We start from the raw sequence: 24,207 nt of genomic DNA on the forward strand, positions 1-24,207 counted from the left end.
TTATTCCGTCACTACTACGACAACGAATATGGAGACGGCATGGAAGTCCTCGTCCTCCCCCAAGGGCAACGCCTGAATGTCCCCCACGGTGAAAACCTGCTGACCGCACTGCAGCAGAACGGCGTTCCCATTTCCTACAGCTGCATGGCCGGACGCTGCGGCACCTGCCGCTGCCGCGTCGTCGACGGCGATATTCATGAAGCCGGCGGCTATGCCTTCCACAATGCCGACCACCAGGCTGAACGGCATGTGCTGGCGTGCCAGTCGGTCGTGGCCGGCGACTGCACCATCGAGATTCCCGAGCCGGACGAAGTCGTCGTCCATCCCGCCCGCATCGTCAAGGCGACCGTCACGGCACTGGAAGACCTGAGCCACGATGTCCGGATGATCCGGCTGGCCCCGGCCAAGCCGCTGTCTTTCTCGCCGGGCCAGTACGCCATGCTGCAGTTCGCGCCGGACCATAGCCGCCCCTATTCCATGGCGCGGCTGGCGAGCGACGGCGAGCTGGAATTCCACGTCCGCATGGTCCCCGACGGCCGCGTCACCTGCTATATCCGCGACACCCTGAAGGCCGGCGATACGGTGCGCGTCAGCGGCCCGCTCGGCACGTCGTACCTGCGCACCCGCAACGACGACCCGATCCTCTGCATCGCCGGCGGCACCGGCCTGGCGCCGGTGCTGTCGATCGTGCGCGGCGCGATCGAAGCCGGACTGCCCAACCCGATCCATCTCTATTTCGGCATCCGCTCGCCGCGCGACGCCTACGGCCTGCACTGGCTGGACGAACTCGCGCAGCGCCATCCGCGCCTGCGCGTGGAAGTCGTGTCCACGGTGCCCGGCAATGCCAGCGACCTGCGCACCGGCCTGGTCACCGAAGCCGTGGCGCAGGACTTCGGCGCGCTGGGCGGCTGGCGCGCCTACCTCTGCGGTGCGCCGCCGATGGTCGACGCGGCCACGCTGCTGCTGCGCGACAAGGGCGTGCGTCCCGAACATATCTACGCCGACGCCTTCTACGCCTCGGGCACCTGAGCCCGGCAGCCTCAAGACATCGAACGCCTGCGCACCGGCTGCGCGACGCTACACCGCATCCCCTGACAGGAAACCGGAGACAACCATGGACACCACATCCTCCCGGACCGAGCCGGTCTGGAAAGACGATGGCATCAGCCGCATCCCCTTCCGCGTGTATACCGACCAGCAGCTCTACCAGCGCGAGCTGGAACGCTGCTTCTACCGGGGCCACTGGAACTACGTCGGCCTGGAGGCCGAGATTCCCAACCCCGGCGACTTCAAGCGCACCGTGATCGGCGAGCGCTCGGTGATCCTGGTGCGCGACCAGGAAGGCGAGATCAACGTGGTCGAGAACGTCTGCGCCCACCGCGGCATGAAGTTCTGCCGCGAGCGCAGCGGCAACCGCAAGGATTTCCACTGCCCGTACCACCAGTGGAACTATGACCTGAAGGGCAACCTGCAGGGCGTGCCGTTCCGCCGCGGCGTCAAGCAGGACGGCAAGGTCAATGGCGGCATGCCGGCGGATTTCAAGCCGCAGGACCACGGGCTGACGCGCCTCAAGGTCGCGGTGCGTGGTGGCGTGGTGTTTGCGTCGTTCGACCATGAGGTCGAGCCGCTGGAGGATTTCCTCGGCCCGGACATCACCGGCTACTTCGACCGCCTGTTCCACGGGCGCAAGCTCAAGATCCTCGGCTACAACAAGCAGCGCATCCCGGGTAACTGGAAGCTGATGCAGGAGAACATCAAGGATCCCTACCACCCCGGCCTCCTCCACACCTGGTTCGTGACCTTCGGCCTCTGGCGCGCCGACAACAAGTCGCGCCTGGTGATGGACGAGCAGTTCCGCCACGCCGCGATGGTTTCCACGCGCGGCCAGGGCGGTAAAGGTGAGGTGACCTCGGGCGTGGCCAGTTTCAAGGACCAGATGGCGCTGCAGGACGACCGCATTCTCGACATCGTGCACGAGCCCTGGTGGGGCGATCCCACCGCGGTGATGATGACGGTCTTCCCCAGCGTGATCTTCCAGCAGCAGGTCAACTCGGTGTCCACGCGGCATATCCAGCCGAACGGCCCGGATTCGTTCGACTTTGTCTGGACGCACTTCGGCTTCGAGGATGACACCGAGGAAATGACGCGGCGCCGCCTGCGCCAGGCCAACCTGTTCGGGCCGGCGGGCTTTGTCTCCGCCGACGATGGCGAAGTCATCGAATGCTCGCAGGAGGGTTTTACGCAGAAGCCGTGGCACCGCGTGCTGGCAGAACTGGGCGGCACCACCGCCGAGAACACCGACCATATGGTCACCGAGACGCTGATCCGCGGCATGTACGCCTACTGGCGCAAGGTGATGGAGATCTGACCATGGACTTCCAGGATTACTACGCCCTGCTTGCGCTCTACGCCGACTACACCGCCGTGGTGGACAACGGCGAGTGGGACAAATGGCCCGACTTCTTCACCGACGACTGCATCTACCGCCTGCAGCCACGCGAGAACTACGAGCGCGGCCTACCGCTGGCGACGCTGTCGTTCGAGAGCAAGGGCATGCTGAAGGACCGCGTCTTCGGCATCCGCGAAACGCTGTTCCATGACCCGTATTACCAGCGCCATATCGTCGGCGCGCCGCTGGTGCGGCAGGCCGATGGCGAGCGGATCGTTGCCGAAGCCAACTACGCGGTGCTGCGCACCAAGCCCGACCAGCTCACCGATGTGCTCAACACCGGCCGCTACCTGGACACCATCGTGCGCACGCCGCAAGGCCTGCGCTTTGCGTCCCGCCTTTGCATCTTCGACAGCGAGATGATCCCCAACTCGCTGATCTATCCCATCTAGGAGACAACCATGACGACTGAAACCTGGATCGAGGCCGCCGCGCTTGCCAGCGTGCCGCAGGACGATGTGATCGCCATCGAGGTCCAAGGCCGCGAGATCGCGCTGTACGGTGTCGACGGCGAGATCTTTGCCACCGACAACATCTGCACCCACGGCCATGCACGGCTGTGCGACGGCTTCCTCGACGGCCACGAGATCGAATGCCCGCTGCACCAGGGCAAGTTCGACGTCAGGAATGGTGAAGCCCTATGCGCGCCGCTGACCGAGAATATCCGCGCCTACCCGGTGCGGATCGACGGCGGCAAGGTCTGGCTGGACCTGGGCTGAGCGCGCCTATTCGGAGAACAGGTCGAATACCTGCGTGCGCAGCCACTGGTTGGCCGGGTCCCGGTGGTAGCGCGCGTGCCAGAACAGGTTGATCTGGATATCCGGCAGGTCCACCGGGTGCTTGACGTACTTCAGCCCGAAGTATTTGGCGCTGCGCTCGGCAAACTTCTGGGTAACCGTCGCGACCAGGTCGGTACTGGCAACGATGTCCGCCAGCGCGACAAAGTGCGGCACCCTTAAACGGATGCGCCGCTGTACGGCGCCCTTGGCCAGGATCTCGTCCACGCGGGCATGGCCGGTGCCGGCCGCGGTCACCACCACATGCTCCGCGTCCTCGAAGTCGCGCAGCCGGACAGTACGCTTGTCCAGCGCATGGCCGGGCCGGAACATGCAGACATAGCGCTGGCGGAACAGCCGGCGCTGGAAGAACTCGGAAGCCAGCTCAGGCTGGTGGCCGACGGCCAGGTCGATCTTGCCCTGGCTCATTTCCTCGGCCAGGTTCACCGCGGTGTTGCGCACCGTGGCGACGGAAACGCCCGGCGCCAGCTCGCGCAGCGCGCCCATCAGCTTCGGGATGAAGTGGACTTCGCCGATATCGGTCATCGCGATATGGAAGTCACGCTCGCTGCGCGCCGGATCGAAGTCGACCTTGCGGTTGAGCGCGGTGTGCAGCGCATCCAGCGCATATGACACCGGCTCGGCCAGCTCCAGTGCCAGCGGGGTCGGCAGCATGCCCTTGGCGCTGCGCACGAAAAGGTCGTCGTCAAAGATGCGACGCAGTCTGGCCAGCGCATTGCTGACCGCAGGCTGGCTCAGCTCCAGCGCCTTGGCCGTGCCGGAGACGGTGCGCAGGCGCAGCAGGTGTTCGAACACCACCAGCAGGTTCAGGTCGACGTTGTGCAACTCCATGTCTCGCTCCGCACGGCTTATTGATTTTGTGAATGGACGGTTGGACAGCCATTCTATGCCGCTATTTCAATCAGCGCGAAAGCGCGGGCTGCCTGCGGAGCACCCGTACCGGTCTCTAGCAACCTGGGTGGCGCACTGCAAACGCCCGGGAGCAGCCCCCATCACAATTCACCGACCTTCCCGCTCGCCGCGCACCCGTTTGGGGCCGATTGATGAATAGAACTTAAAAGCGCATTCGGATTTTCGTATCTAAACACTGTCAGCGATCCGATCTATCATTTTTCTGCGCCTCCTTAACTCGCGGTGCCGCCGCAACCGCCGGCCAGATCCTGACAGCTTCCGGCAGTGCCGAACGGCCCCGCAGTTCGCAAGCCTGCACCCCCACAACCTGAACGCCGCGCCCCCGCCGGCGTTTCGCTTTTCTACGGAAAGCGACCAGACAAGGACCCGAACGCATGGAAGACGTCAGCGACATCAAGCTCACACGACGAGACCTGCTCAAGGTCGGCGCCGTTTCCGCGACTGGCGTGGCCCTGCCTGCTGTCGCCAACGCCCAGGCCGTGGCGGGCAGCGGCACCCAGGGTGGCGTGACCGGCGCCGTCTCGCTCGAAGTCAACGGCAAGCCATGGACGCTGCAACTGGATACCCGCACCACGCTGCTCGACGCACTGCGCGAGCATATGCAACTCACCGGCACCAAGAAAGGCTGCGACCACGGCCAGTGCGGCGCGTGCACGGTGATCGTCGACGGCCGGCGCATCAATTCCTGCCTGACGCTGGCGGTGATGCATGACGGCAGCAAGGTCACCACCATCGAAGGGCTCGGCGCGCCGGGCAAGCTCCACCCGATGCAAGCGGCCTTCGTCAAACATGACGGCTACCAGTGCGGGTATTGCACGCCGGGGCAGATCTGCTCGGCCGTTGCGGTACTGGGCGAGATCCGCGACGGCATCCCCAGCCACGTCAGTGCCGACCTGAAGGCGCGCCCCCAGCTCACCGCCGAGGAAATCCGCGAGCGCATGAGCGGCAATATCTGCCGCTGCGGCGCCTACTCCAATATCGTCGACGCGATCACCGAGGTTGCCGGGAGCAAGGCATGAAGCCCTTTACCTATGAACGCGCGCGTTCTCCCGCCGAGGCCGCCGCGGCGGCGGCGCGCACGCCCGGTACGCGCTTTATCGCCGGCGGCACCAACCTGCTGGACCTGATGAAGCTGGGCATCGAATCACCGGTCCACCTGATCGACGTCAACCGCCTGACACTGGACCGCGTCGACGCCACGCCGGAAGGCGGCCTGCGCATCGGTGCACTGGTGCGCAATACCGACCTGGCGGCCGATGCGCGCGTGCGGCGCGACTATGGCGTGCTGTCGCGCGCGCTGCTGGCCGGCGCGTCCGGGCAGTTGCGCAACCGCGCCACCACCGCCGGCAACCTGCTGCAGCGCACGCGCTGTCCCTACTTCTACGACACCAACCTGCCGTGCAACAAGCGCGTGCCGGGCAGCGGCTGCTCGGCCATCGGCGGCTTCAGCCGACAGCATGCGGTGGTCGGTGGCAGCAGCAGCTGTATCGCCACCCATCCCAGCGACATGGCGGTGGCGATGCGCGTGCTCGACGCCACGGTGCAGACCGTGCGCCCGGACGGCAAGGCCCGCGTGATCCCGATTGCCGACTTCCACCGGCTGCCCGGGAACACGCCGCATATCGAGACCGCACTGGAGCCCGGCGAGCTGATCACCGCGGTGACGCTGCCGAAGCCCATCGGCGGCGCACAGGTCTATCGCAAGGTACGCGACCGTGCTTCGTATGCGTTTGCGCTGGTGTCGGTTGCGGCCATCGTGCAGCCCGACGGCACCGGCCGGGTCGCGCTGGGCGGCGTCGCGCACAAGCCGTGGCGCGTGGAAGCCGTGGCGCGTGGAAGCCGCCGAAGCGCAGATGCCGCAGGGCGCGCGCGCGGTCACCGAGCGCCTGCTGGCCGATGCCCGCCCCACTGAGGAGAACCAGTTCAAGCTCACGCTGGCCTACCGTACGATTGCCGCCGCGCTGGCGCAGGCGAAGGGATGACGACATGAAATTCGATACCCCAGCCACCACCAACCCGATCGACCAGCTCAAGGTAGTCGGCCACCCCGTCGACCGCATCGACGGCCCGCGCAAGACCACGGGCACGGCGCCCTACGCCTATGAGCGCCACGATGTCGCGCCCAAGGCCGCCTACGGCTATGTGGTCGGCGCCGGCATCGGCAAGGGCCGCATCGCGTCGATCAACCTGGACGAGGCCCGCCGCGCCCCCGGTGTCATCGACATCATTGCCGCGCAACATGCCGGCGAGCTCGCCAAGGCCGGCCGCAATACCGCCACGCTGCTGGGTGGCCCGGAGATCCAGCACTACCACCAGGCGATCGCGCTGGTGATCGCGCAGACGTTCGAGCAAGCGCGCGCCGCGGCGCAGCTGATCCGCGTGCGCTACGACCGGCAGCGCGGCGCCTATGACCTGGCGCAGGCACGCGACGCCGCGGCGAAGGTGGCCAACCGTCCCGACTCGGCGGTGGGGAATTTTGCCGGGGCCTTTGCGGCGGCGCCGGTGAAGCTCGACGCCACCTACTCCACGCCGGACCAGTCGCACGCGATGATGGAGCCGCATGCCACCGTAGCCGCCTGGCAAGGCAACAAGCTGACGGTCTGGACCTCCAACCAGATGATCGACTGGGCCCGCACCGACCTGGCCACCACGCTTGGCATCCCCAGGGAGAACGTGCGCGTTGTGTCGCCGTTTATCGGCGGCGGCTTCGGCGGCAAGCTGTTCCTGCGTGCCGATGTGCTGCTCGCCGCGATCGGCGCGCGCGCGGTGCGCCGGCCGGTGAAGGTGGCGCTGACGCGCCCGCTGATGATGAACAACACCACGCACCGCCCGGCCACGATCCAGCACATTCGGCTGGGTGCGACGCTGGACGGCAAGCTCACCGCGATCGGGCATGACAGCTGGTCGGGCGACCTGCCGGGCGGCAAGCCGGAGAACGCGATCCAGCAAACCCGCCTGCTCTATGCGGCGCCCAACCGGCTGAGCACGCTGCGGCTCGCGTCACTGGACCTGCCTGAAGGCAATGCCATGCGCGCGCCCGGCGAGGCGCCCGGCATGATGGCGCTGGAAGTCGCGATGGACGAGATGGCGGAGAAGCTGGGCATGGACCCGATCGCCTTTCGCATCCTCAACGACACCCAGGTCGATCCGGAGAAGCCGGGACGCCCGTTCTCGCAGCGGCGCCTGGTCGACTGCCTGCGCATCGGCGCCGAGCGTTTCGGCTGGCAGGGCCGCAGCGCCAGGCCCGCCGCGCGGCGCGAGGGCCAGTGGCTGGTCGGCCTGGGCGTGGCTTCGGCGTTCCGCAACAATCAGGTGATGAAGTCAGCCGCGCGGGTGCGGGTCGATGGCAATGGCATCGTCACGGTGGAAACCGACATGACCGATATTGGCACCGGCAGCTACACCATCATCGCCCAGACCGCGGCGGAAATGATGGGCGTGCCGCTGGACAGGGTGCTGGTGCGGCTGGGGGATTCGGATTTCCCGGTTTCGGCGGGATCGGGCGGCCAGTGGGGCGCCAACAGTTCCACCGCCGGGGTCTATGCGGCCTGCGTCAAGCTGCGCGACACGGTGGCGCAGAAGGCAGGCTTTGCCCCGCAGGAGGCGGTGTTCGACAACGGCCAGATCCGCGCCGGCGGCCGCAGCGTGCCACTGGCCAGCGTGGCGGGTGAAGGCGGCATGGTGGCGGAGGATGTGCTGGAGTTCGGCGACCTCGACAAGCGTTTCCAGCAGTCCACCTTCGGGGCGCATTTTGTTGAAGCCGCGGTCGATGCGGCCACCGGCGAGATCCGCGTGCGGCGCATGCTGGCGGTGTGCGCGGCGGGGCGGATCCTGAATCCCAAGTCGGCGCGCAGCCAGGTGATCGGCGCGATGACCATGGGCGTGGGTGCGGCGCTGATGGAGGAACTCGCGGTCGACAAGCGTGTTGGCTTCTTCGTCAACCATGACCTGGCGGGTTATGAAGTGCCGGTGCATGGCGATATTCCGCATCAGGAGGTCATCTTCCTTGACGAGACCGATCCGGCTTCATCGCCGATGAAGGCCAAGGGTGTGGGGGAGTTGGGGATTTCGGGCGTTGGGGCGGCCGTGGCGAACGCGGTCTACAACGCTACCGGGGTGCGTGTGCGGGATTATCCGATCACGCTGGACAAGCTGATCGGGAAGATGCCGCTGGTGGTCTGATGCGGCCGGCCCGACGTCGGTGCGACCTCGGGCCGGGCTTCAGCGGGACAGGAACACCGGCAGCGCCGCCTGGTGCAGCAACGCCCGGGTGGTGCCGCCGAGCACCAGCTCGCGCAGCCGTGCCCGGCCATAGCCACCCGCGACCAGCACGTCCGCCTGCAGGTCCATGGCCATTCGCGGCAAGACCTCGTCAGGGTTGCCGCCCGGCTCGACATGCAGGTCGGCGCTGACGCCATGACTGGCGAGCCAGTCCGCCAGGCGCACGCCGCTGGCCCGGTCCGGCCCATCCGCGCCGCCTTCGACCACTACGATCGACACGCCAGTGGCACTGGCCAGCCAGGGCAGCGCATCAGCCACCGCCCTGGCGGCCTCGCGCCCGCCGTTCCAGGCGATGGCAACGCGGCCCGGCAGCACCGGGCAGGCACGACCGGGAATCAGCAGCACCGGCCGGCCCGCATGCAGCAGCGCGTATTCCGCGGTGCCCGCCATCGGCGCCGGAATGCCCGCGTCGCCGCCGGGCGGACCGGGCAGGATCAGGTCGGCATAGCGGCCTTCGTCGGCAAGCGCCCATCCGGCTTCCGCCTCGACCACGAAATGCCGGGTCGTGACAGCAGCCGATACCTGGCGCGTTCCCTCCAGCAAGACGGCCTCATGCTCTGCGGCCAGGCGCTGCAAATGGCCGGCCGCGAGCGCGGCGTAGCTGCCGGCTTCCGCGCCGGCGCCACGGAATGGTTCGAGCTGCGTGCCGGTCGCAGTCAGCCCTACGACACTGCCGCCGCTTTGCGCGGCCAGTCGCGCGGCGGCCTCGATGCGGGCGGCGCGGGCATGGTCTTCCCGCAGGTCGACCAGGATGGTCCGGAAGTGCATGGGCATGGCGTGATCCTGTGCGTGGCGGTCCGCTAGCGGACGTTGATGGTCTTCTGTGGCGTGGCTTGCTTCTTGGGCAGCACCAGGCGCAGCACGCCGTTTTCATAGACCGCGTCGACCTTGTCCTCGTCGACGTCGGTATCCAGCGCAAAGGCGCGCCGCATCGTGCCGCGGTAGCGTTCGCGGCGGATCACGCGCTCGCCCTCCTTCTCTTCGCTGGAGCGCTCGACCCTGGCGGAAATCACCACCGTCCCCCGCTCCACCGACACCTCGATATCCTCCTTCCTCGCCCCGGGGATCTCCGCCGTCACCGTATAGTCCCGCTCGGTCTCGCTGACGTCCACCTTGATGCCCCCACCGCCTTCGGCCGCGCCGCGCAGCGTGCGCAGCACTCCCTGGAGCATGTCGCCGATGGGTTCGATGGAGAACGGGTCGTACCTGTTGCTGCCCATGATGCCTCCTTGCTCTGGCGATTGCCGCCCGGCACTTGCAGGTGAGTCCATCGTGACACGGCCGGCCGGCATGGATTTGCGCCGCGTCAACGATGCCTGGGGACGCGCGCCTGCGCAACGGCAACGCCACCCGGCAACGTCCCTGCCAGTTCGACCGGCGCGCAGGTGGCGACGTTCTGCCCCGCACGTGCAGCCCTGCCCTGGCGGGTGATCAGTGCGGGCTGCAGCACCAAGGCGCGCATCAGGGTCCGCCGCCGCCACTTCCAGACCCCCGGCAACGGTTCGCGAAGAAACCCAGCACGATTTGCCTGCGCCGGGTTGATCCGCGTCAAGCCCATATCGCTGCCACCGGCTACGCTAACTGCAACGAATCGCAACAGAAATTCGTCGCCAGTTGCCCCCTCAGGAGACACACCATGTACCAGCGCATCCTGCTCGCCGTGGACGGCAGCCGCTCGTCCGACCTGGCCCTGAGCCAGGCCGTCATCATCGCCCGGGCCACGGGTGCCGAAGTCAAGGTGCTGTACGTGGTGGACGATTCCGATGTCTACTTCGAGGCCAGTTATTTCGACCCGCGCGAGCTGGTCGAAAACCTCATCGCCCATGGCCGCAAGGCGTTGGAGGCCGCCACGGCCCGCCTGGGCGAGGCCGGTATCCGCAGCATCACGCAACTGGACGAGAAGCCGGTGGCGCCGGGGCGGATCTCGGCGACCATCGTCACCGAAGCCGATGCCTGGAATGCCGACCTGATCGTCATGGGCACCCACGGCCGGCGCGGCGTCAGGCGCCTGCTGATGGGCAGCGTGTCCGAAGGCGTACTTGCCAGGGCCAGCAAGCCAGTGCTGCTGATCCGCAGCGAGACCGAAGGCTGACGGCAAGCCGGGACCGCCTGCCCGGCTCCGACCGTATATCACTGCGTATTTCCTGGCCCGGCCCGTCTGGCCTGGCTGCGGCCTCTCCCTCCGCCACCTTCTTCGCTGATTTCCATGAGCCGTTACCAGACGCGTTTCCAGACCCGCGAGCATGCCGGCACGGAGCTGGCCGGGGCCTTGCGCGCCTACCGGGGCACCGGCGCCCTGGTGCTGGCGATACCGCGCGGCGGGGTGCCGGTCGGGCGCATCGTCGCCGATACGCTGGGTGCCGACTTTGACCTGGCGATGGCGCGCAGGATCGCACCCGGCGTGGCCCTGGACGATGCCGGCGCAACCTGGCGCACCGGCGAAGGCGATTCCTGCGGCGAAGCGGACGAGCGGCGCGACGCCCTGTTCGACGAGCTGCGCCGCCAGCGAGCGGTCTATACGCCGCTGCGGCAGCACTGCGACCCGCACGCTCGCGTGGTGATCGTGGTCGACGACGGGCTGGTCAGCGGCGCCACCATGTATGCCGCGCTGGCACGCCTGCGCAAGCGCTATCCGGCGCGCATCGTCTGCGCGCTGCCGGTGGCCGCCAGGGCCGGGCTGGAACGGATCCGCGCGCTGGCCGACGAAGTTGTCTGCCTGGACACGCCGGAGCGCATCGCCAGCCTCGCGCACTACTATCGGGAGTTCCAGCTGGTGAGCGACGACCGGGTCAGGCAACTGCTGGCCAGGACGCCCGCCCAGGCCGGCCCGGGCGCCGGGCAACGGGCGGGCGCCGGCTTGCCATCGCTCAGCGCGGCCGTGCAGGTCCCGTATGGCAGCGGCTGGCTGCCGGCCATGCTCGAATCCGGCCCCGATCCGCTGGGCGTCGTGCTGATGGTCTATGCGGGCGGGGCGCAGCGCCGCGCCGCGCGCAGCCACTACCTGGCGCGCAAGCTGCGGGCCAGGGGCTTCGCCACCATGCTGGTCGACCTGCGCCCTGACAGCCGCGTCGACGACGCCGCGGCTTCCGAGCTGGACGACCTGGCGGCGCGGCTGCGCCAGACGCTGGACTTCCTGCGCGCACGCACGCCCTTTGCCAGCTTGCCGGCGGGCTTGCTCAGTACCGGCAGCGCCGCCGCGGCAGCGGCCCGCGAAGCCGCGGTCAACCCGGACCGGCTCGCGGCCATGGCCTTTGTCGCGGGGCGCGCGGACCTGTCCGGCGACGCAGCCCTGCGAGAGCTTGAAACACCGGTCTTGCTGATGTGCGCCAGCGGCGACCCGGAGAGCATCCGCGTCAACGACCTGGCTTTCGGGCAGATGCGCGGCCCGCGGCAGTTGCGGCTGATCCCGACCAACGGCCGCAGCTTCGAAGACCGCCCGGCGCTGGCGAGCATCGCCAGCCTGACGGCGGACTGGTTCGAACAGCTACTGCCTGCGGCCCCACCCGCCGTGCTCGCCTACGACGCGCACTGAAGCGCCCTGCGCTTGCGCCGGCGGTGAACTGGCCGGCTGTCGATCATCGTCGTTGCTACGGCTTCGAATAGAGCCCGCGGCGTACATTGACCGCCTCGCTAAGCATGTCCAGCACTGCCACCGAATCGTCCCACCCGATGCAGGCATCGGTGATGCTCTGTCCGTAGGTCAATGCAGACGGATTGTGCTCGCCCGGGGTGAACTTCTGCGCGCCGGGGAGCAGATTGCTCTCGACCATGACCCCGAAGATGGCTCGATTGCCGCTGCCTATCTGTTGCGCAACGTCGCGCGCGACATCGATCTGCCGCTGGTGCTGCTTGCTGCTGTTGGCGTGGCTGAAATCCACCATCAGCGAGTTGCCGAGCCCGGCCGCTTCCAGTTCCCGGCAGGCGGCCGCCACGGAATCCGCATCGTAGTTCGGGGCCTTGCCCCCGCGGAGAATGACATGGCAGTCCGGGTTGCCCTTGGTGTGTACCGTCGCCACCTGCCCGTTCTTGTGCACCCCCAGGAAGTGGTGCGGACGCGAGGCGGCCTGAATGGCGTCGATGGCGATCTTGATATTCCCGTCAGTGCCATTCTTGAAGCCGATCGGCGCCGAAATGCCAGAAGCCAGCTCGCGGTGCACCTGGCTCTCGGTGGTGCGGGCACCAATCGCGCCCCAGCAGATCAGGTCGCCGATGTACTGCGGCGAGATCACGTCCAGGAACTCGCCGGCCGCCGGCAAGCCGAGGCGGTTGATGTCGACGAGCAGGCTGCGCGCAATGCGCAGGCCCTCGTCGATGCGGAAGCTCTCATCCAGATAGGGGTCGTTGATCAGCCCTTTCCAGCCCACGGTGGTACGGGGCTTCTCGAAGTACACACGCATCACGATCTCCAGCGACTCGGCGTAGCGCTGCCGCTGCGCCATCAAGCGCCGCGCGTACTCGAGTGCAGCTTGCGGGTCGTGGATCGAGCAAGGTCCCATGATCACAAGCAGCCGGTCGTCCTTGCCGTGCTGCATGCGCGCGATGCGCTGGCGCGTCTGGGTGACCAGGGATTCGACAGGCGTGTTCCGGATGGGGAAGAAACGGATCAGGTGTTCAGGCGGGGGCAGTGGAATGATGTCATCGACGCGCGCGTCGTCGGTCACGCTAGTGCGGTCCGGCGGCGTCTGCCAACCCTCGGCAATGGTGGGCGGTGATTTCTGTGGACCATTCATGGCTGGCTCCTGGGGAACTGGGATAAAAAAATCTCCGGCGGATGCCGGAGATCCAGGTTCGGTTGCGCTACTTTAATCCATGCGCGGCCCTCTCGTCCGCCGGGGCGGCGCGAGACACTAGGTTGACCTGGCTCCACATGCTTCGTCCAGCACGGCAGCCAGGCGCTGCGCCAGGTACTGGAAGCTGTGGTTGCGTTCGACGTACTCCCGCCCAGCGCGCCCCATGCGCTCGCGGGCCTCGAGCGGCGCTGCGGCGATGCTGATGATGGCGTCGGCCAGTGCCTCGGGCTGCTCCGCGCCCACCGTCAGTCCCGCCGCCGAGTCGGCCACCGGATTGTTGGCGGCATTGGAGGCGATGACGATTGGGCGTTCCGCAGCCAGGTAGTCGAACAGCTTGTTCATGCTGATGCCGTACCGGTACAGCTGAGGCAGGTCGCGCACGGCGATGACAAAGGCATCCGCCTCCATCGCCACGGCCGGGATGCGGCATTTCGGCACCGGCGGCTCAAAGCTGACATTGCTCAGGCCGAGCTCCCGCGCCTGCGCCATCAGCGCAGACTTCAGCTGGCCATCCCCCACCATGCGCAGGGTGATGTGCCGCCCCTCCGGCCGCTGTTGCACCAGCTTCATCGCCTGCAGCACGTTGTCCAGGCCGTTGGCCTGCCCGTGGGCGCCGAAATACATCAGCGTGAAACGCCCGGACGGCTCCCCGGTGCGCGCCGGTGGCGGCGGGAACAGCGACAGGTCCACGCCATTGGGTATCCAGGTGATGCGCTCCTTCGGGATGCCGAGCGGCGTGATGTACTCCCACGCGTGCGGCAGCAGCACGACGATGCGATCGGCGCGCCGGTACAGCCACGCCTCCAGCTTGCGCAGCGCCCAGGTCAGGAATTCCCCTTCACGCAGGCGGCCCATGTCCACCAGTGTCTGCGGCCACAGGTCGCGCACCTCGAACACGAATGGGACCTTGAAGCGGCGCGCCAGCAGGGCGCCCGCCGCCGCGGCCAAGGGATGCACGCTGGAACCGATCACCACGTCCGGGCGCGCCAGGCCGCGCGTGGTCCGCCGACGCAATGCGCGCCAGCTGTAGGCCAGCATGTTCAGGATGCGGCCGGCGCCATTGCCCTGGTATATCGGCGTGCGCACCCAGAGGAAGGGCACATCGCGAATACGGTCAAGGCGCGACAACTCACCTGCCGCCAGCGGCCGCTCTTCGCTGCCGACTGAGTTGGCGTTGGCCGCGATGACGGTCGCCTGCCAGCCAGACGAGCCCAGGTGCTCCGCGAGATGGAAGTGTCTCGTGCCGCCTGTGCCGCTGTTGGGTTCCTTGGCATAGTGATTGAGAATCCAGACGTGTTTCATGGATGGGCCCGATCGTTGGATGCTGGCGCAGATGTCATCGGCAGGCTTCGTCCAGTTGGACTCTCCCGGGGGTCTGGTGGGTCATCAGGGCAATGTGGGCTCGTCAAGAACGGCTCCGTGGCGCGACCGCTTGTCGGCGCACAAGGCAATGGTCACGGCCGGATGCTGAAACACTCTGCCGTCATCGGCTGCGTACTTCTTCAATCCAACCGACTACATCTAATCAAAGTCTGCCGCAATTGGAAAGTCCATAGCGTGGCCCGGCCCACACTCCGACGCGGCACCGTAGCGGCCTCAAGACAGCTGTTCGGCAGCTCAACGTATTCGCTTTGCGTTCGGCGTCGCACCCAACGCCATTGCGAGCGCAGTACCGAGTCCGGATAATTTTCCCAACCGCGTATTCACTCTGGAATTCTCTGAATGAGGCATATGACTCAGGAAACCCTCTCCTGGCTACAGCGGATTCTCGCGGAGCGGTTCGGCCATGGCTTTCAGCTGCAAGGGACTGATGCGGGCTTTGTCCGCCTGAGCCTTGCCGGTTCCGGCCAGGGATCGATTGAGATTGCCGCAGACCCCGGCACCTTCAGGCGCGCCGACTCGGCACTCGCCTTCACCACCTGGGATGCGCTTGCCGAGGGCTGGCAGCCGGTCCTGCGCGGGCCCTTGCCGGCGCCAGGCCTCGCGCGCGCACCGTCGCCGCTGATCGAGGCAACCCCGACCGGCTACCGGATCCACTATGACATCCTCGGCCTGAGCTACTGGATGCTGTCGCGTCAGGAGGAGGTCGGCCGCACCGATCTTGACAACTACAATCGCTTTCCGGCCAGCGCCTCGCATGCCCACAAGCATGGCTATCTGGAGCGGCCGGTAGTGGATGAGTGGCTGCATATCCTTGGCCAGGTGATCCGGCGGCAGTGGCCCGAGCTGCAGCTCACGCAACTGCGGGCCAGCATGAAGGTGTCGCATGACGTGGATGTGCCCAGTCGCTATGGTTTTGGCTCCGCGGCGAGAATGGTCCGCCGCATGGCCGGCGACATACTGGTACGCCGGGACGTGAGAAGCGTGCTGCAGGCCCCGGCCATCCGGATGAAGACGCGGACCGCGCTGCATCCGACCGATCGGGTCAATACCTTCGACTGGCTCATGGATGTTTCCGAGCGCCATGGACTGGTCAGCGCCTTCTACTTCATCTGCGGCCGCACCGACCCCAGCAAGGATGCCGACTACGAGCCCGAGCATCCCGCCATACGCGGACTGATGCAGCGCATCCATGCCCGCGGCCACGAAATCGGCCTGCACCCGAGCTTCAATACCTATCAGGTCCCCGCGGCGGTCCAGGCGGAGGCAAACCGGCTACGGCGGGTATGCGAGCAAGAGAAGATCACGCAGGAGGTGTGGGGCGGCCGCATGCACTACCTGCGCTGGGAGCACCCGACCACCATGCTCGCTTGGGAGCAGGCGGGCATGACCTACGACAGCACGCTCAGCTACGCCGACCGCGCCGGATTCCGCTGCGGAACCTGCTTCGAGTACCCGGCCTTCGATCCGGTCGCGGGAAAGGCCCTGAACCTGCGCATTCGCCCGCTGATCGCGATGGAAGCCACCGTCATGGGCTATATGCGGCTTGGAACCAGCGAGGCAGCCTGGAAGAAATTCCGGGAACTGAAGGATACCTGCAATGCGGTGAATGGCTGTTTCACGATGCTGTGGCACAACTCCTCGCTCGGCAATGCCGATGAGCGGGAGCTGTACCAGGCGGTGGTTGCCCACTGACAAGCCATCGCACCGGCAAGCCGCGGTCCCGCCTCCACAGGGACCGCGCTCGCTCGATGGCAGGCAGCGCTGCGGCGATGCCCTCGTCCTTCAGCGTGCGCCGTTGCGGCGAACCAGCGTAGGCCAGAACATCAGTTCGGCAAGCATGCGCCTGCTGTCGCCGTGCTTTCCGACCAGGCCTGGGTAATGCGCCACAACGAAGTCCCGGTCTTCGTCGCGTGGCGACTGCGTCAGGTCGTACAAGCGCACCCCCAGCGCATGCAGTGCGGGGCCACGTCGCAAAACCATCATAGATGAATGGGGTGCTATTTCAAAGACGCGATGGACTAGGTGTCACCTTCCTTCACCAGCCGTTCCGCGATCAGCTCCCGTTGCACGTAGGCGAGGCCGCCTTCGTCCCAGCGGCGCCAGACCGCGCCTTCGAGCGGACCACCGCAGTCCAGCGCGGCGGGCATCAAGCCGCCGGATTGCGCCTGCGCCGCCGGCACGGTGCAGGCCAGCAGTACAACCAGGCCGCCGGCGCCCAGCAGCGCCCGCGCAAGCGGGCGGCGGGCGCGTCCGTTGTGCTGCCTCATGCCAGCATCTCCTTGTAGAAGCGCAGGCGCCTTACCTCCCCGCTGGCCCCCGCTATCGGGACCGCATGAGCTGATACAGGGAAAGCGCCCTGGATGGTGTCTTCGAAATCAGGAAATAGGGTCTCTGAACAGCACCGAATCCCCGGAAGAAGCGTTCCACCGTTTCCAGCATGGAACCTGAAAAGTCATAGATCCTGGTTACCGTCGCGGCGAACCTGATCGTTTCCCATATGCAGTAGCTGCCGGCTCCGGTATTGGGCGGCATGTCCCGGTTTGCGCCACCCATCAGACCATAGGCGCTCCGCTCATCCCACACGAGATAGGCGCTATAGTGAGCCCGTCCCTCCTCGTCCTCGACGATGAATATCTTGCGCTTCCCACGCTCCTTGCACGCAGCATCGATCCGCCTCGCGACGTCATCGGAATAGCCTCGTCGCCATCTCGGGTCGGTGCCAACATTGCGGTTCAGGGGAAGGAATTCGTCAATACTATCGCTGTGGCGTACGCGAAGATTGAAGCGGCCAGTCGCCTTCCGGATGTCCTGTTTCACGGTGGGTTGCATGGCGCTCCAAAGCGACGTCTCGTCACTGAGGTCCGGAAGAATGTAGGTATATTTCGTGGTTTGCCGGTAGCCTTTCCAGAAGAAAGGCAGCCAGTTGGTATCGCTGTAATGCCACGCCTGCGCGAAATGATCGAACCTCGGCAATTGTTCAATCAACTCGGTCATCAGCTCCTTCTGTTGGCTGAGCAATTTTGTCGGTTTTGCGTCCTTGCACGCCAGCCAGGGACCCAAGCCATGGCCAGCGGGAGGCTGGGTAAGAATGACAAAGCCGTATTTCGTCCTCTTGACGTAGGGCATTGCCGCGATCACCTTCCCTGCCCGCTCCACCAGGGTCGCGCTCCACCGGTCAGGCCCGACCGTAGCGTCCAGCCACCAGGCCTGGCTGGAAAACGGGATTGAGCGTTCGATCTCGCAGAGATCTCTGTACTTCTGCTGATTGAGGTCCATATGTCTCAGTCATCGGTGAATGGCCGTTGTCGCTGTACGGGTCTTCCCCGATCACCAGACTAGCGGATCCTTGGTTATACATATGGAAGGGGAAGGACTCCTGCACTCCCGTACCGAACAGATAGCAGTGGAAGTCCCTGCCGTACCAGCCGTGGATCGTGCCTCTCCGGATGCAAGGGTCGGCGATGGAGATCCGCTCCCGCGCTATCCATCTAATCAAAGTTGCCGCTACTTTTGTAGGGCAGTGCGTGACCCAGCTCACACTTCACGCCAGAATCCGCTCGTAGAAATGCAGCAGCTTGTCCTGCTCCTTGGCCCAGTTGTATTTGCTGACCACGGTGCGGCGGCCGTTCTCACCCATGCGGCGCGCCTCATCCGGGTGCGTCACCAGATAGTCGACGGCAGCGGCGATCGCCTTCGGATCCAGCGGGTCCACGCACAGGCCGCTCTCGCTTTCCTCGACGATCTCACGCCAGAGCGGGCGTGTCGTTGCGCGGCGAGCCCTACTTGCTATGGCGGGCGGTCGATGAGCATGGCGCCGAACTCGACATGCTGCTGCAGAAGCGGCGCGACAAGGCCGCGGCCAAACACTTCTTTCAGCGCGTCCTGCGTTTCTGCCCGGCACCGCGCAGGATCGTCACCGATCAACTGCGCAGCCAATCGGGCCGAGAACAGCCACCAGCCGACCCGCGAACGGGAGCGGCGCATGCGTGGCTTTCGCGATCCGAAACGCACGCAGGCTTTCCTGTCGAGCTTCGGTCCGATTCGGCAACACTTCGCGCTGAAACGGCATCTGCTGTGTGCTTCGCTCTATCGCAAGCACCTCGCAGCGAGATTCACCGCCTGGCACCACTTCACCCAAGCGGCCCAAAATCCGTCATCCGCTGCCTAAGCAGTGGTACAACATGCCACTGCCTTGTCTCGCCATCGGCAAGTTGACAACGCCTTTGCATGCACTTCGGTTCGATGGTCTCGATGTCGGAGAAGCGCAGATTCTGCAGGCTGGCCCGCACCGTGCCCAGTCCGTCAGCGCGGCATTGCATTCTTCTGCTGGGGAAACGGCCTTGCGTGCCCACGGTTAATCGAATGGTCCACTCACGTTGCAACTCCTTGTATTTGTTCGATTTGAGTCAGACCGATTCCGGAACCGGCCGCTTTTGGCAGGCAAAACGTCATGCCGATAAGGCAGAGCAAAATTACGAAGCTTGGTCGCAGGCCCTTACGCCTGATCGCACGGCTAATGTCTCCACTCGGTAACATTAATTGGTGAGCCTGGACATATGAGACATCCGTGCGCCATCGCACCCAGTGCCGTTGTAACGCCTCCCGGTGATCTCGATAATTTGCTCAACCTTAACGGCTGCTTCACGAGGCTGTGGCACAACTCCTCGCTCGGCACCGCGAAGGAACGGGCCCTGTATCTGGCGGTGCTCGCACACACCTGAGCCCTTTTGTCGGACAACGGCTTCGAGATCGGTCTGCACAATGTTGGCGATGGCGCCTGCTCGAGGCAGGCGATCGCGGTCGGGCTGGGGATCTTTAAGGAGACCTTCGGCACCCATTCCAAGGCGTGGATATAGGATATGAGGAGAAGTGACCATGGCGAACATCACTGGCACGGGTATGCAGCAAGCGGTCTCCCTGAAATTCCTGGGGCATAACGGCTTTCTGGTCGAGTCGTCAACGGAATATCTTGCGATAGACCCCTGGCTCACCGATAACGGAGCATTCCATGGCAGCTGGTTCCAGTATCCAAAAAATCATCATCTTCAAGCCGAATTCATAGAGACAAGCCAAAGAAAGAAGGGCTGGATATATATCTCCCATGAGCATGAGGATCATTTTGACGTGGACACCCTGAGCAAGATCGGCCGGGATGCGGTATTTGTTATTCCACGATTTCGCGATGACGCCCTGAGGAGCGAGATCGACAAACTGGGATTTCAATATATCGAACTTCTCGATGGCCAGCCAAGCTTGATGAGCGCATGGTTGACGCTGACCTGCTTTGTGTCGGACATTGGAGTGAATCATGATAGCGCGCTTCTGATTGAAACGCCTGCTTTCAGTTTTTTCAACCAGAACGATTGCAAGATATTTGATCGGCTTGATCAGCTGCCCAGGTCGATAACCTACTATTCAGTTCAGTTTTCTGGGGCGACCTGGCATCCGGTCTGTTATGAGAATTACAGTGAAAGCGAACGAGCGGAGCTCAGCAAGGAAAAATCGATCAAAAAACTTGACAATGTGGTTGGCGCGATGCAAAGGCTTAAGCCAAGATTCTTCATCCCGGCTGCGGGGCCTGCAATATTTCCTTTCCTGCCCCTGCCCCTATCATACGGGGTCGGCAACATTTTCATTCACCAACCAGAACTTCATCAATATTTGTTGCGCGCCAATATTGAAAACATCCTGTACCCAAGGCCGGGGGATGAGATAAATGAACTCACCGCACGGGAGCCCATCGCCCCACCCAGGGAACGCGATATTCTTGATTACAAAAAGGATATTGCAGATCGCTGGGAAGGTCTTGCTATTGATTTTTCAAAGGAAAAACTGATAGATGAAATAAATAACAGACTGGATCAGATCTGGGACCTGGAATTCCAATGTGAGTCTCTTCTGGTACTGGCCTGGGGTGATGGCGAAGATGACTCCATATGTATTGATTTGTCAGAGAAAGCCATTATTAATCCGCCTGGTTCCATGCCGGCATTTTGGCGAATTACCGCGGACAAGAAATACTTTGCCTTGATGTGCGGCCGCGACCGATGGCAGAACATTCACCTCTCGCTGAGGGCAAAGCTATATCGCGCTCCTGACAGATTTGACAACATCATAAACATATTCCTGCTTTCGGATGTCTCAAATCTTCGCGATTCCATACTCCAAACGCTCGCCATTCCGAAGGAAAGAATAATGATTTCCCGGGGCAGTGGAATACGTTATGAGATCAATCGCTATTGCCCTCACCAAGGAGCAGATCTGTCTTGCGCCACTATTACGGAAGATGGCAAGCTCATATGCCCGCGCCATGGTTGGGCCTTCTCGCTTGAGGATGACGGAAAGGCATTGGATGGAAGTTGCAGCCTGGAAGCGAAAATTATAGAACTGGAAGGATGAGACCTGCTGCAGCTTTATTCCACCGGCGCGTCATCGGCGAGGCGCACCCGACCACCATGCTCGCTTGGGAGCAGGCAGGCATGACCTACGACAGCACGCTCAGCTACGCCGACCGCGCCGGATTCCGCTGCGGAACCTGCTTCGAGTACCCGGCCTTCGATCCGGTCGCGGGAAAGGCCCTGAACCTGCGCATTCGCCCGCTGATCGCGATGGAAGCCACCGTCATGGGCTATATGCGGCTTGGAACCAGCGAGGCAGCCTGGAAGAAATTCCGGGAACTGAAGGATACCTGCAATGCGGTGAATGGCTGTTTCACGATGCTGTGGCACAACTCCTCGCTCGGCAATGCCGATGAGCGGGAGCTGTACCAGGCGGTGGTTGCCCACTGACAAGCCATCGCACCGGCAAGCCGCGGTCCCGCCTCCACAGGGACCGCGCTCGCTCGATGGCAGGCAGCGCTGCGGCGATGCCCTCGTCCTTCAGCGTGCGCCGTTGCGGCGAACCAGCGTAGGCCAGAACATCAGTTCGGCAAGCATGCGCCTGCTGTCGCCGTGCTTTCCGACCAGGCCTGGGTAATGCGCCACAACGAAGTCCCGGTCTTCGTCGCGTGGCGACTGCGTCAGGTCGTACAAGCGCACCCCCAGCGCATGCAGTGCGGGCCACGTCGCAAAGCCTCCGGTCGGGAAGGCCTCCGCCAGGCCATAGGGTGGAATGCCCTCCGCGCAACTGCCGGTGCCGTTGTCGTAGTTCACCCGATACCAGCCATTGGCGCCGCTGTAGTAGTTGGTGAACAGCGGGCGAGCCGGGTCCTGGTTCCACACATGACGACTGAACTGGCGCGCAAAAGCCGCGATGGTGTCTTGCGAGGGCAAGCTCGCCGGGGCGATGCCGAACACTTGCGCCATCGCTGAGCGATTGCGCTCGATGGCATCAAAGAAATGCACCAGCCGCCGCGCGTGGCTGATGTCCCAGCCGATGTTGGCGACCGGCTCAAAGCGCTCAGCGGAGATGTTCGTCTGCACCTTGAACACGTCTGGCCTGGCCGGATCGCGCTTGCAGACAACCGGCTTGTCGCGTCCGGTGTAGGCGGCATACCGGTTGTCGTCAAAGAGCCGCCAGAATCCCGCGTCGAGGTCGGCCACCCTGACGCCCTTGCCCGCTTTGCCATCCGCGCCAGGAAGCTCCTGTACAGTGATACGAGCCGCAACCAGGCGCAGGAGCAAGTCCAGATGCGTCTTCATCGCGGCGAAGCCGGGGTCATCCACGCCCGCCGCCGGAGCAAGGCGAGGCCGCGTCGCCAGGATGCCGGCCAGGTCCGCGTAGATGGCGATCTGCCAGAGTTCCTTGTCGGTCAGGAACAACTCGGACGAGCTGTTCTTCACATCCTCCGGCCTGGCGGCGATCCGCTTGCGCAACGCGTCCTGCGCCGCGGGCGCGCTCCAGCGCTCCAGGTGTTCGCGCGCGATGCGCGCGGTCTGCTCGACGAAATCGCCGGGAGCCCCGGTCCGGACCGCGCGGCTCATGCCGTTGGCAAGGCTGCTCGCGAATGCCAGGAACTGGGTGCTGTTGAGCATCACCTCGGAGTTGCGCAGCCAGACGGTGTGGCTGCACTCGGGCCCACCGCGGCATACCCATGCCCGGCCCGGCCGCTTGCCGGGCGCCGGTTCCAGCTGCGCGTAGGTGCTGGAGACCAGGCTGGCCAGCTGGCCCTGCCGGGCGATCCGCTGGCAACGTTGTGCCATGGCCAGCAGGTTGTGAAAGTAGATCTCAAAATGGTATAGCGCGTAGGTGTCACCCTCCTTCACCAGCCGTTCCGCGATCAGCTGCTGTTGCACGTAGGCGAAGCCGCGTTCGTCCCAGCGGCGCCAGACCGCGCCTTCGAGCGGACCACCGCAGTCCAGCGCGGCGGGCATCAAGCCGCCGGATTGCGCCTGTGCCGCCGGCACGGTGCAGACCAGCAGTGCAACCAGGCCACAGGCCCGCAGCAGCGCCGGCGCACGGCGGCGGCGGGCGCGTCCGTTGTTCTGCCTCATGCCAGCATCTCCTTGTAGAAGCGCAGGCGCCTTGCCTCCCCGCTGGCCCCCGCTATCGGGACCGCATGAGCTGATACAGGGAAAGCGCCCTGGATGGTGTCTTCGAAATCAGGAAATAGGGTCTCTGAACAGCACCGAATCCCCGGAAGAAGCGTTCCACCGTTTCCAGCATGGAACCTGAAAAGTCATAGATCCTGGTTACCGTCGCGGCGAACCTGATCGTTTCCCATATGCAGTAGCTGCCGGCTCCGGTATTGGGCGGCATGTCCCGGTTTGCGCCACCCATCAGACCATAGGCGCTCCGCTCATCCCACACGAGATAGGCGCTATAGTGAGCCCGTCCCTCCTCGTCCTCGACGATGAATATCTTGCGCTTCCCACGCTCCTTGCACGCAGCATCGATCCGCCTCGCGACGTCATCGGAATAGCCTCGTCGCCATCTCGGGTCGGTGCCAACATTGCGGTTCAGGGGAAGGAATTCGTCAATACTATCGCTGTGGCGTACGCGAAGATTGAAGCGGCCAGTCGCCTTCCGGATGTCCTGTTTCACGGTGGGTTGCATGGCGCTCCAAAGCGACGTCTCGTCACTGAGGTCCGGAAGAATGTAGGTATATTTCGTGGTTTGCCGGTAGCCTTTCCAGAAGAAAGGCAGCCAGTTGGTATCGCTGTAATGCCACGCCTGCGCGAAATGATCGAACCTCGGCAATTGTTCAATCAACTCGGTCATCAGCTCCTTCTGTTGGCTGAGCAATTTTGTCGGTTTTGCGTCCTTGCACGCCAGCCAGGGACCCAAGCCATGGCCAGCGGGAGGCTGGGTAAGAATGACAAAGCCGTATTTCGTCCTCTTGACGTAGGGCATTGCCGCGATCACCTTCCCTGCCCGCTCCACCAGGGTCGCGCTCCACCGGTCAGGCCCGACCGTAGCGTCCAGCCACCAGGCCTGGCTGGAAAACGGGATTGAGCGTTCGATCTCGCAGAGCTCTCTGTACTTCTGCTGATTGATGTCCATATGCCTCAGTCATCGATGAGTGACTATTGTCGCTGTACGGGTCTTTGCCCGATCACAAGACTAGTGGATCCATGGCACGCGCAACATCATGCAGATGGCGATCAGCCGTCGGACGGAAGGTATCGCGGAGGCCCGGCATGGTGGCAATGCCTGG

23 protein-coding genes and 2 pseudogenes are annotated in these 24,207 nt (G+C 64.6%); 13 read left to right on the top strand and 12 right to left on the bottom strand.

What is annotated here, in order from left to right:
* The first annotated feature begins 39 nt into the window (after positions 1 to 39).
* The 4 genes from AC10V3_RS28665 (at position 40) to AC10V3_RS28680 (ending at position 3,168) form a co-directional block, all read left to right on the top strand.
* Complete coding sequence (locus AC10V3_RS28665; RefSeq protein ID WP_022538748.1) at positions 40 to 1,029, top strand: 2Fe-2S iron-sulfur cluster-binding protein; 990 nt, start codon at positions 40 to 42, stop codon at positions 1,027 to 1,029.
* A gap of 85 nt (positions 1,030 to 1,114) precedes the next feature.
* Complete coding sequence (locus AC10V3_RS28670) at positions 1,115 to 2,368, top strand: aromatic ring-hydroxylating dioxygenase subunit alpha (protein ID WP_022538749.1); 1,254 nt, start codon at positions 1,115 to 1,117, stop codon at positions 2,366 to 2,368.
* Positions 2,369 to 2,370: 2 nt separating this feature from the next.
* Positions 2,371 to 2,841, top strand: a complete 471-nt coding sequence (locus AC10V3_RS28675; protein ID WP_022538750.1) for an aromatic-ring-hydroxylating dioxygenase subunit beta — start codon at positions 2,371 to 2,373, stop codon at positions 2,839 to 2,841.
* Positions 2,842 to 2,850: 9 nt separating this feature from the next.
* A complete protein-coding gene (locus tag AC10V3_RS28680) occupies positions 2,851 to 3,168 on the top strand; it encodes a non-heme iron oxygenase ferredoxin subunit (RefSeq protein WP_022538751.1) in 318 nt (105 codons plus the stop codon).
* Between the two features lie 6 nt (positions 3,169 to 3,174).
* On the opposite strand, the gene AC10V3_RS28685 is transcribed toward AC10V3_RS28680, so the two are convergent.
* On the bottom strand, positions 3,175 to 4,077 hold the full coding sequence (locus tag AC10V3_RS28685) for a LysR family transcriptional regulator (protein ID WP_022538752.1): 903 nt from the start codon (positions 4,075 to 4,077) through the stop codon (positions 3,175 to 3,177).
* A 455-nt stretch (positions 4,078 to 4,532) separates the two neighbouring features.
* Here AC10V3_RS28685 and paoA point away from each other — a divergent pair, with 455 nt between their 5' ends.
* The 3 genes and pseudogenes from paoA (at position 4,533) to paoC (ending at position 8,340) form a co-directional block, all read left to right on the top strand.
* Entirely contained in the window at positions 4,533 to 5,177 is a 645-nt protein-coding gene (paoA, locus tag AC10V3_RS28690) for an aldehyde dehydrogenase iron-sulfur subunit PaoA (RefSeq protein ID WP_349605906.1), read from the top strand.
* Positions 5,174 to 6,140 (top strand): annotated as a pseudogene (locus AC10V3_RS28695) (FAD binding domain-containing protein). Before paoA ends, AC10V3_RS28695 begins: the two are co-directional and overlap by 4 nt.
* A gap of 4 nt (positions 6,141 to 6,144) precedes the next feature.
* Positions 6,145 to 8,340 (top strand): aldehyde oxidoreductase molybdenum-binding subunit PaoC, encoded by a 2,196-nt coding sequence (gene paoC, locus AC10V3_RS28700; RefSeq protein ID WP_022538755.1) that lies wholly within the window; start codon positions 6,145 to 6,147, stop codon positions 8,338 to 8,340.
* A 39-nt stretch (positions 8,341 to 8,379) separates the two neighbouring features.
* On the opposite strand, the gene AC10V3_RS28705 is transcribed toward paoC, so the two are convergent.
* The 3 genes from AC10V3_RS28705 to AC10V3_RS28715 form a co-directional block, all read right to left on the bottom strand.
* The gene (locus AC10V3_RS28705) at positions 8,380 to 9,213 is read right to left on the bottom strand and encodes a universal stress protein (protein WP_490923823.1); all 834 of its coding nucleotides are present in this window, start codon (positions 9,211 to 9,213) and stop codon (positions 8,380 to 8,382) included.
* Between the two features lie 26 nt (positions 9,214 to 9,239).
* A complete protein-coding gene (locus tag AC10V3_RS28710) occupies positions 9,240 to 9,659 on the bottom strand; it encodes an Hsp20/alpha crystallin family protein (protein WP_022538757.1) in 420 nt (139 codons plus the stop codon).
* A gap of 86 nt (positions 9,660 to 9,745) precedes the next feature.
* Positions 9,746 to 9,901, bottom strand: coding sequence for a hypothetical protein (locus tag AC10V3_RS28715; RefSeq protein ID WP_374063717.1), 156 nt, complete (start codon positions 9,899 to 9,901; stop codon positions 9,746 to 9,748).
* A 174-nt stretch (positions 9,902 to 10,075) separates the two neighbouring features.
* Here AC10V3_RS28715 and AC10V3_RS28720 point away from each other — a divergent pair, with 174 nt between their 5' ends.
* Entirely contained in the window at positions 10,076 to 10,531 is a 456-nt protein-coding gene (locus AC10V3_RS28720; protein WP_022538758.1) for a universal stress protein, read from the top strand.
* 114 nt (positions 10,532 to 10,645) lie between these two features.
* The gene (locus AC10V3_RS28725; protein WP_349605905.1) at positions 10,646 to 11,971 is read left to right on the top strand and encodes a phosphoribosyltransferase family protein; all 1,326 of its coding nucleotides are present in this window, start codon (positions 10,646 to 10,648) and stop codon (positions 11,969 to 11,971) included.
* A gap of 55 nt (positions 11,972 to 12,026) precedes the next feature.
* Here AC10V3_RS28725 and AC10V3_RS28730 read toward each other — a convergent pair whose 3' ends face one another.
* Complete coding sequence (locus AC10V3_RS28730) at positions 12,027 to 13,169, bottom strand: 3-deoxy-7-phosphoheptulonate synthase (protein ID WP_022538760.1); 1,143 nt, start codon at positions 13,167 to 13,169, stop codon at positions 12,027 to 12,029.
* Positions 13,170 to 13,286: 117 nt separating this feature from the next.
* Positions 13,287 to 14,531: a glycosyltransferase family 4 protein gene (locus AC10V3_RS28735; RefSeq protein ID WP_022538761.1), complete on the bottom strand. Its 1,245-nt coding sequence runs from the start codon at positions 14,529 to 14,531 to the stop codon at positions 13,287 to 13,289.
* Positions 14,532 to 14,951: 420 nt separating this feature from the next.
* Between AC10V3_RS28735 and AC10V3_RS28740 the strand changes: the two genes are divergently transcribed.
* Positions 14,952 to 16,304 carry a polysaccharide deacetylase family protein gene (locus AC10V3_RS28740; RefSeq protein ID WP_490923824.1) on the top strand — a complete coding sequence of 451 codons (1,353 nt, stop codon included), beginning with the start codon at positions 14,952 to 14,954 and terminating at the stop codon, positions 16,302 to 16,304.
* Positions 16,305 to 16,394: 90 nt separating this feature from the next.
* Here the strand turns inward: AC10V3_RS28740 and AC10V3_RS28745 are convergent, their stop codons facing one another.
* The 4 genes from AC10V3_RS28745 to AC10V3_RS28760 all read right to left on the bottom strand — a co-directional run bounded on the left by AC10V3_RS28745 (position 16,395) and on the right by AC10V3_RS28760 (position 18,324).
* Positions 16,395 to 16,595 carry a hypothetical protein gene (locus AC10V3_RS28745; protein ID WP_022538763.1) on the bottom strand — a complete coding sequence of 67 codons (201 nt, stop codon included), beginning with the start codon at positions 16,593 to 16,595 and terminating at the stop codon, positions 16,395 to 16,397.
* Positions 16,596 to 16,630: 35 nt separating this feature from the next.
* Complete coding sequence (locus AC10V3_RS28750; protein ID WP_022538764.1) at positions 16,631 to 16,879, bottom strand: hypothetical protein; 249 nt, start codon at positions 16,877 to 16,879, stop codon at positions 16,631 to 16,633.
* A gap of 52 nt (positions 16,880 to 16,931) precedes the next feature.
* Positions 16,932 to 17,888 (bottom strand): GNAT family protein, encoded by a 957-nt coding sequence (locus AC10V3_RS28755; RefSeq protein WP_022538765.1) that lies wholly within the window; start codon positions 17,886 to 17,888, stop codon positions 16,932 to 16,934.
* A gap of 265 nt (positions 17,889 to 18,153) precedes the next feature.
* On the bottom strand, positions 18,154 to 18,324 hold the full coding sequence (locus AC10V3_RS28760; RefSeq protein ID WP_022538766.1) for a glycosyltransferase: 171 nt from the start codon (positions 18,322 to 18,324) through the stop codon (positions 18,154 to 18,156).
* 47 nt (positions 18,325 to 18,371) lie between these two features.
* Here AC10V3_RS28760 and AC10V3_RS28765 point away from each other — a divergent pair.
* The 3 genes and pseudogenes from AC10V3_RS28765 to AC10V3_RS28775 form a co-directional block, all read left to right on the top strand.
* Positions 18,372 to 18,780: pseudogene (locus AC10V3_RS28765) on the top strand (DDE-type integrase/transposase/recombinase); the annotation flags it as partial.
* A gap of 707 nt (positions 18,781 to 19,487) precedes the next feature.
* On the top strand, positions 19,488 to 21,011 hold the full coding sequence (locus AC10V3_RS28770; RefSeq protein ID WP_490923825.1) for a Rieske 2Fe-2S domain-containing protein: 1,524 nt from the start codon (positions 19,488 to 19,490) through the stop codon (positions 21,009 to 21,011).
* 80 nt (positions 21,012 to 21,091) lie between these two features.
* On the top strand, positions 21,092 to 21,400 hold the full coding sequence (locus AC10V3_RS28775) for a polysaccharide deacetylase family protein (RefSeq protein WP_041681795.1): 309 nt from the start codon (positions 21,092 to 21,094) through the stop codon (positions 21,398 to 21,400).
* A 90-nt stretch (positions 21,401 to 21,490) separates the two neighbouring features.
* On the opposite strand, the gene AC10V3_RS28780 is transcribed toward AC10V3_RS28775, so the two are convergent.
* Together AC10V3_RS28780 and AC10V3_RS28785 are read right to left on the bottom strand one after the other, a co-directional pair.
* On the bottom strand, positions 21,491 to 23,044 hold the full coding sequence (locus AC10V3_RS28780) for a hypothetical protein (RefSeq protein WP_490923826.1): 1,554 nt from the start codon (positions 23,042 to 23,044) through the stop codon (positions 21,491 to 21,493).
* Positions 23,045 to 23,096: 52 nt separating this feature from the next.
* The gene (locus AC10V3_RS28785; RefSeq protein WP_022538773.1) at positions 23,097 to 24,053 is read right to left on the bottom strand and encodes a GNAT family protein; all 957 of its coding nucleotides are present in this window, start codon (positions 24,051 to 24,053) and stop codon (positions 23,097 to 23,099) included.
* Between the last annotated feature and the right edge of the window lie 154 nt (positions 24,054 to 24,207).

Source organism: Cupriavidus sp. PB-02, assembly GCF_058252315.1.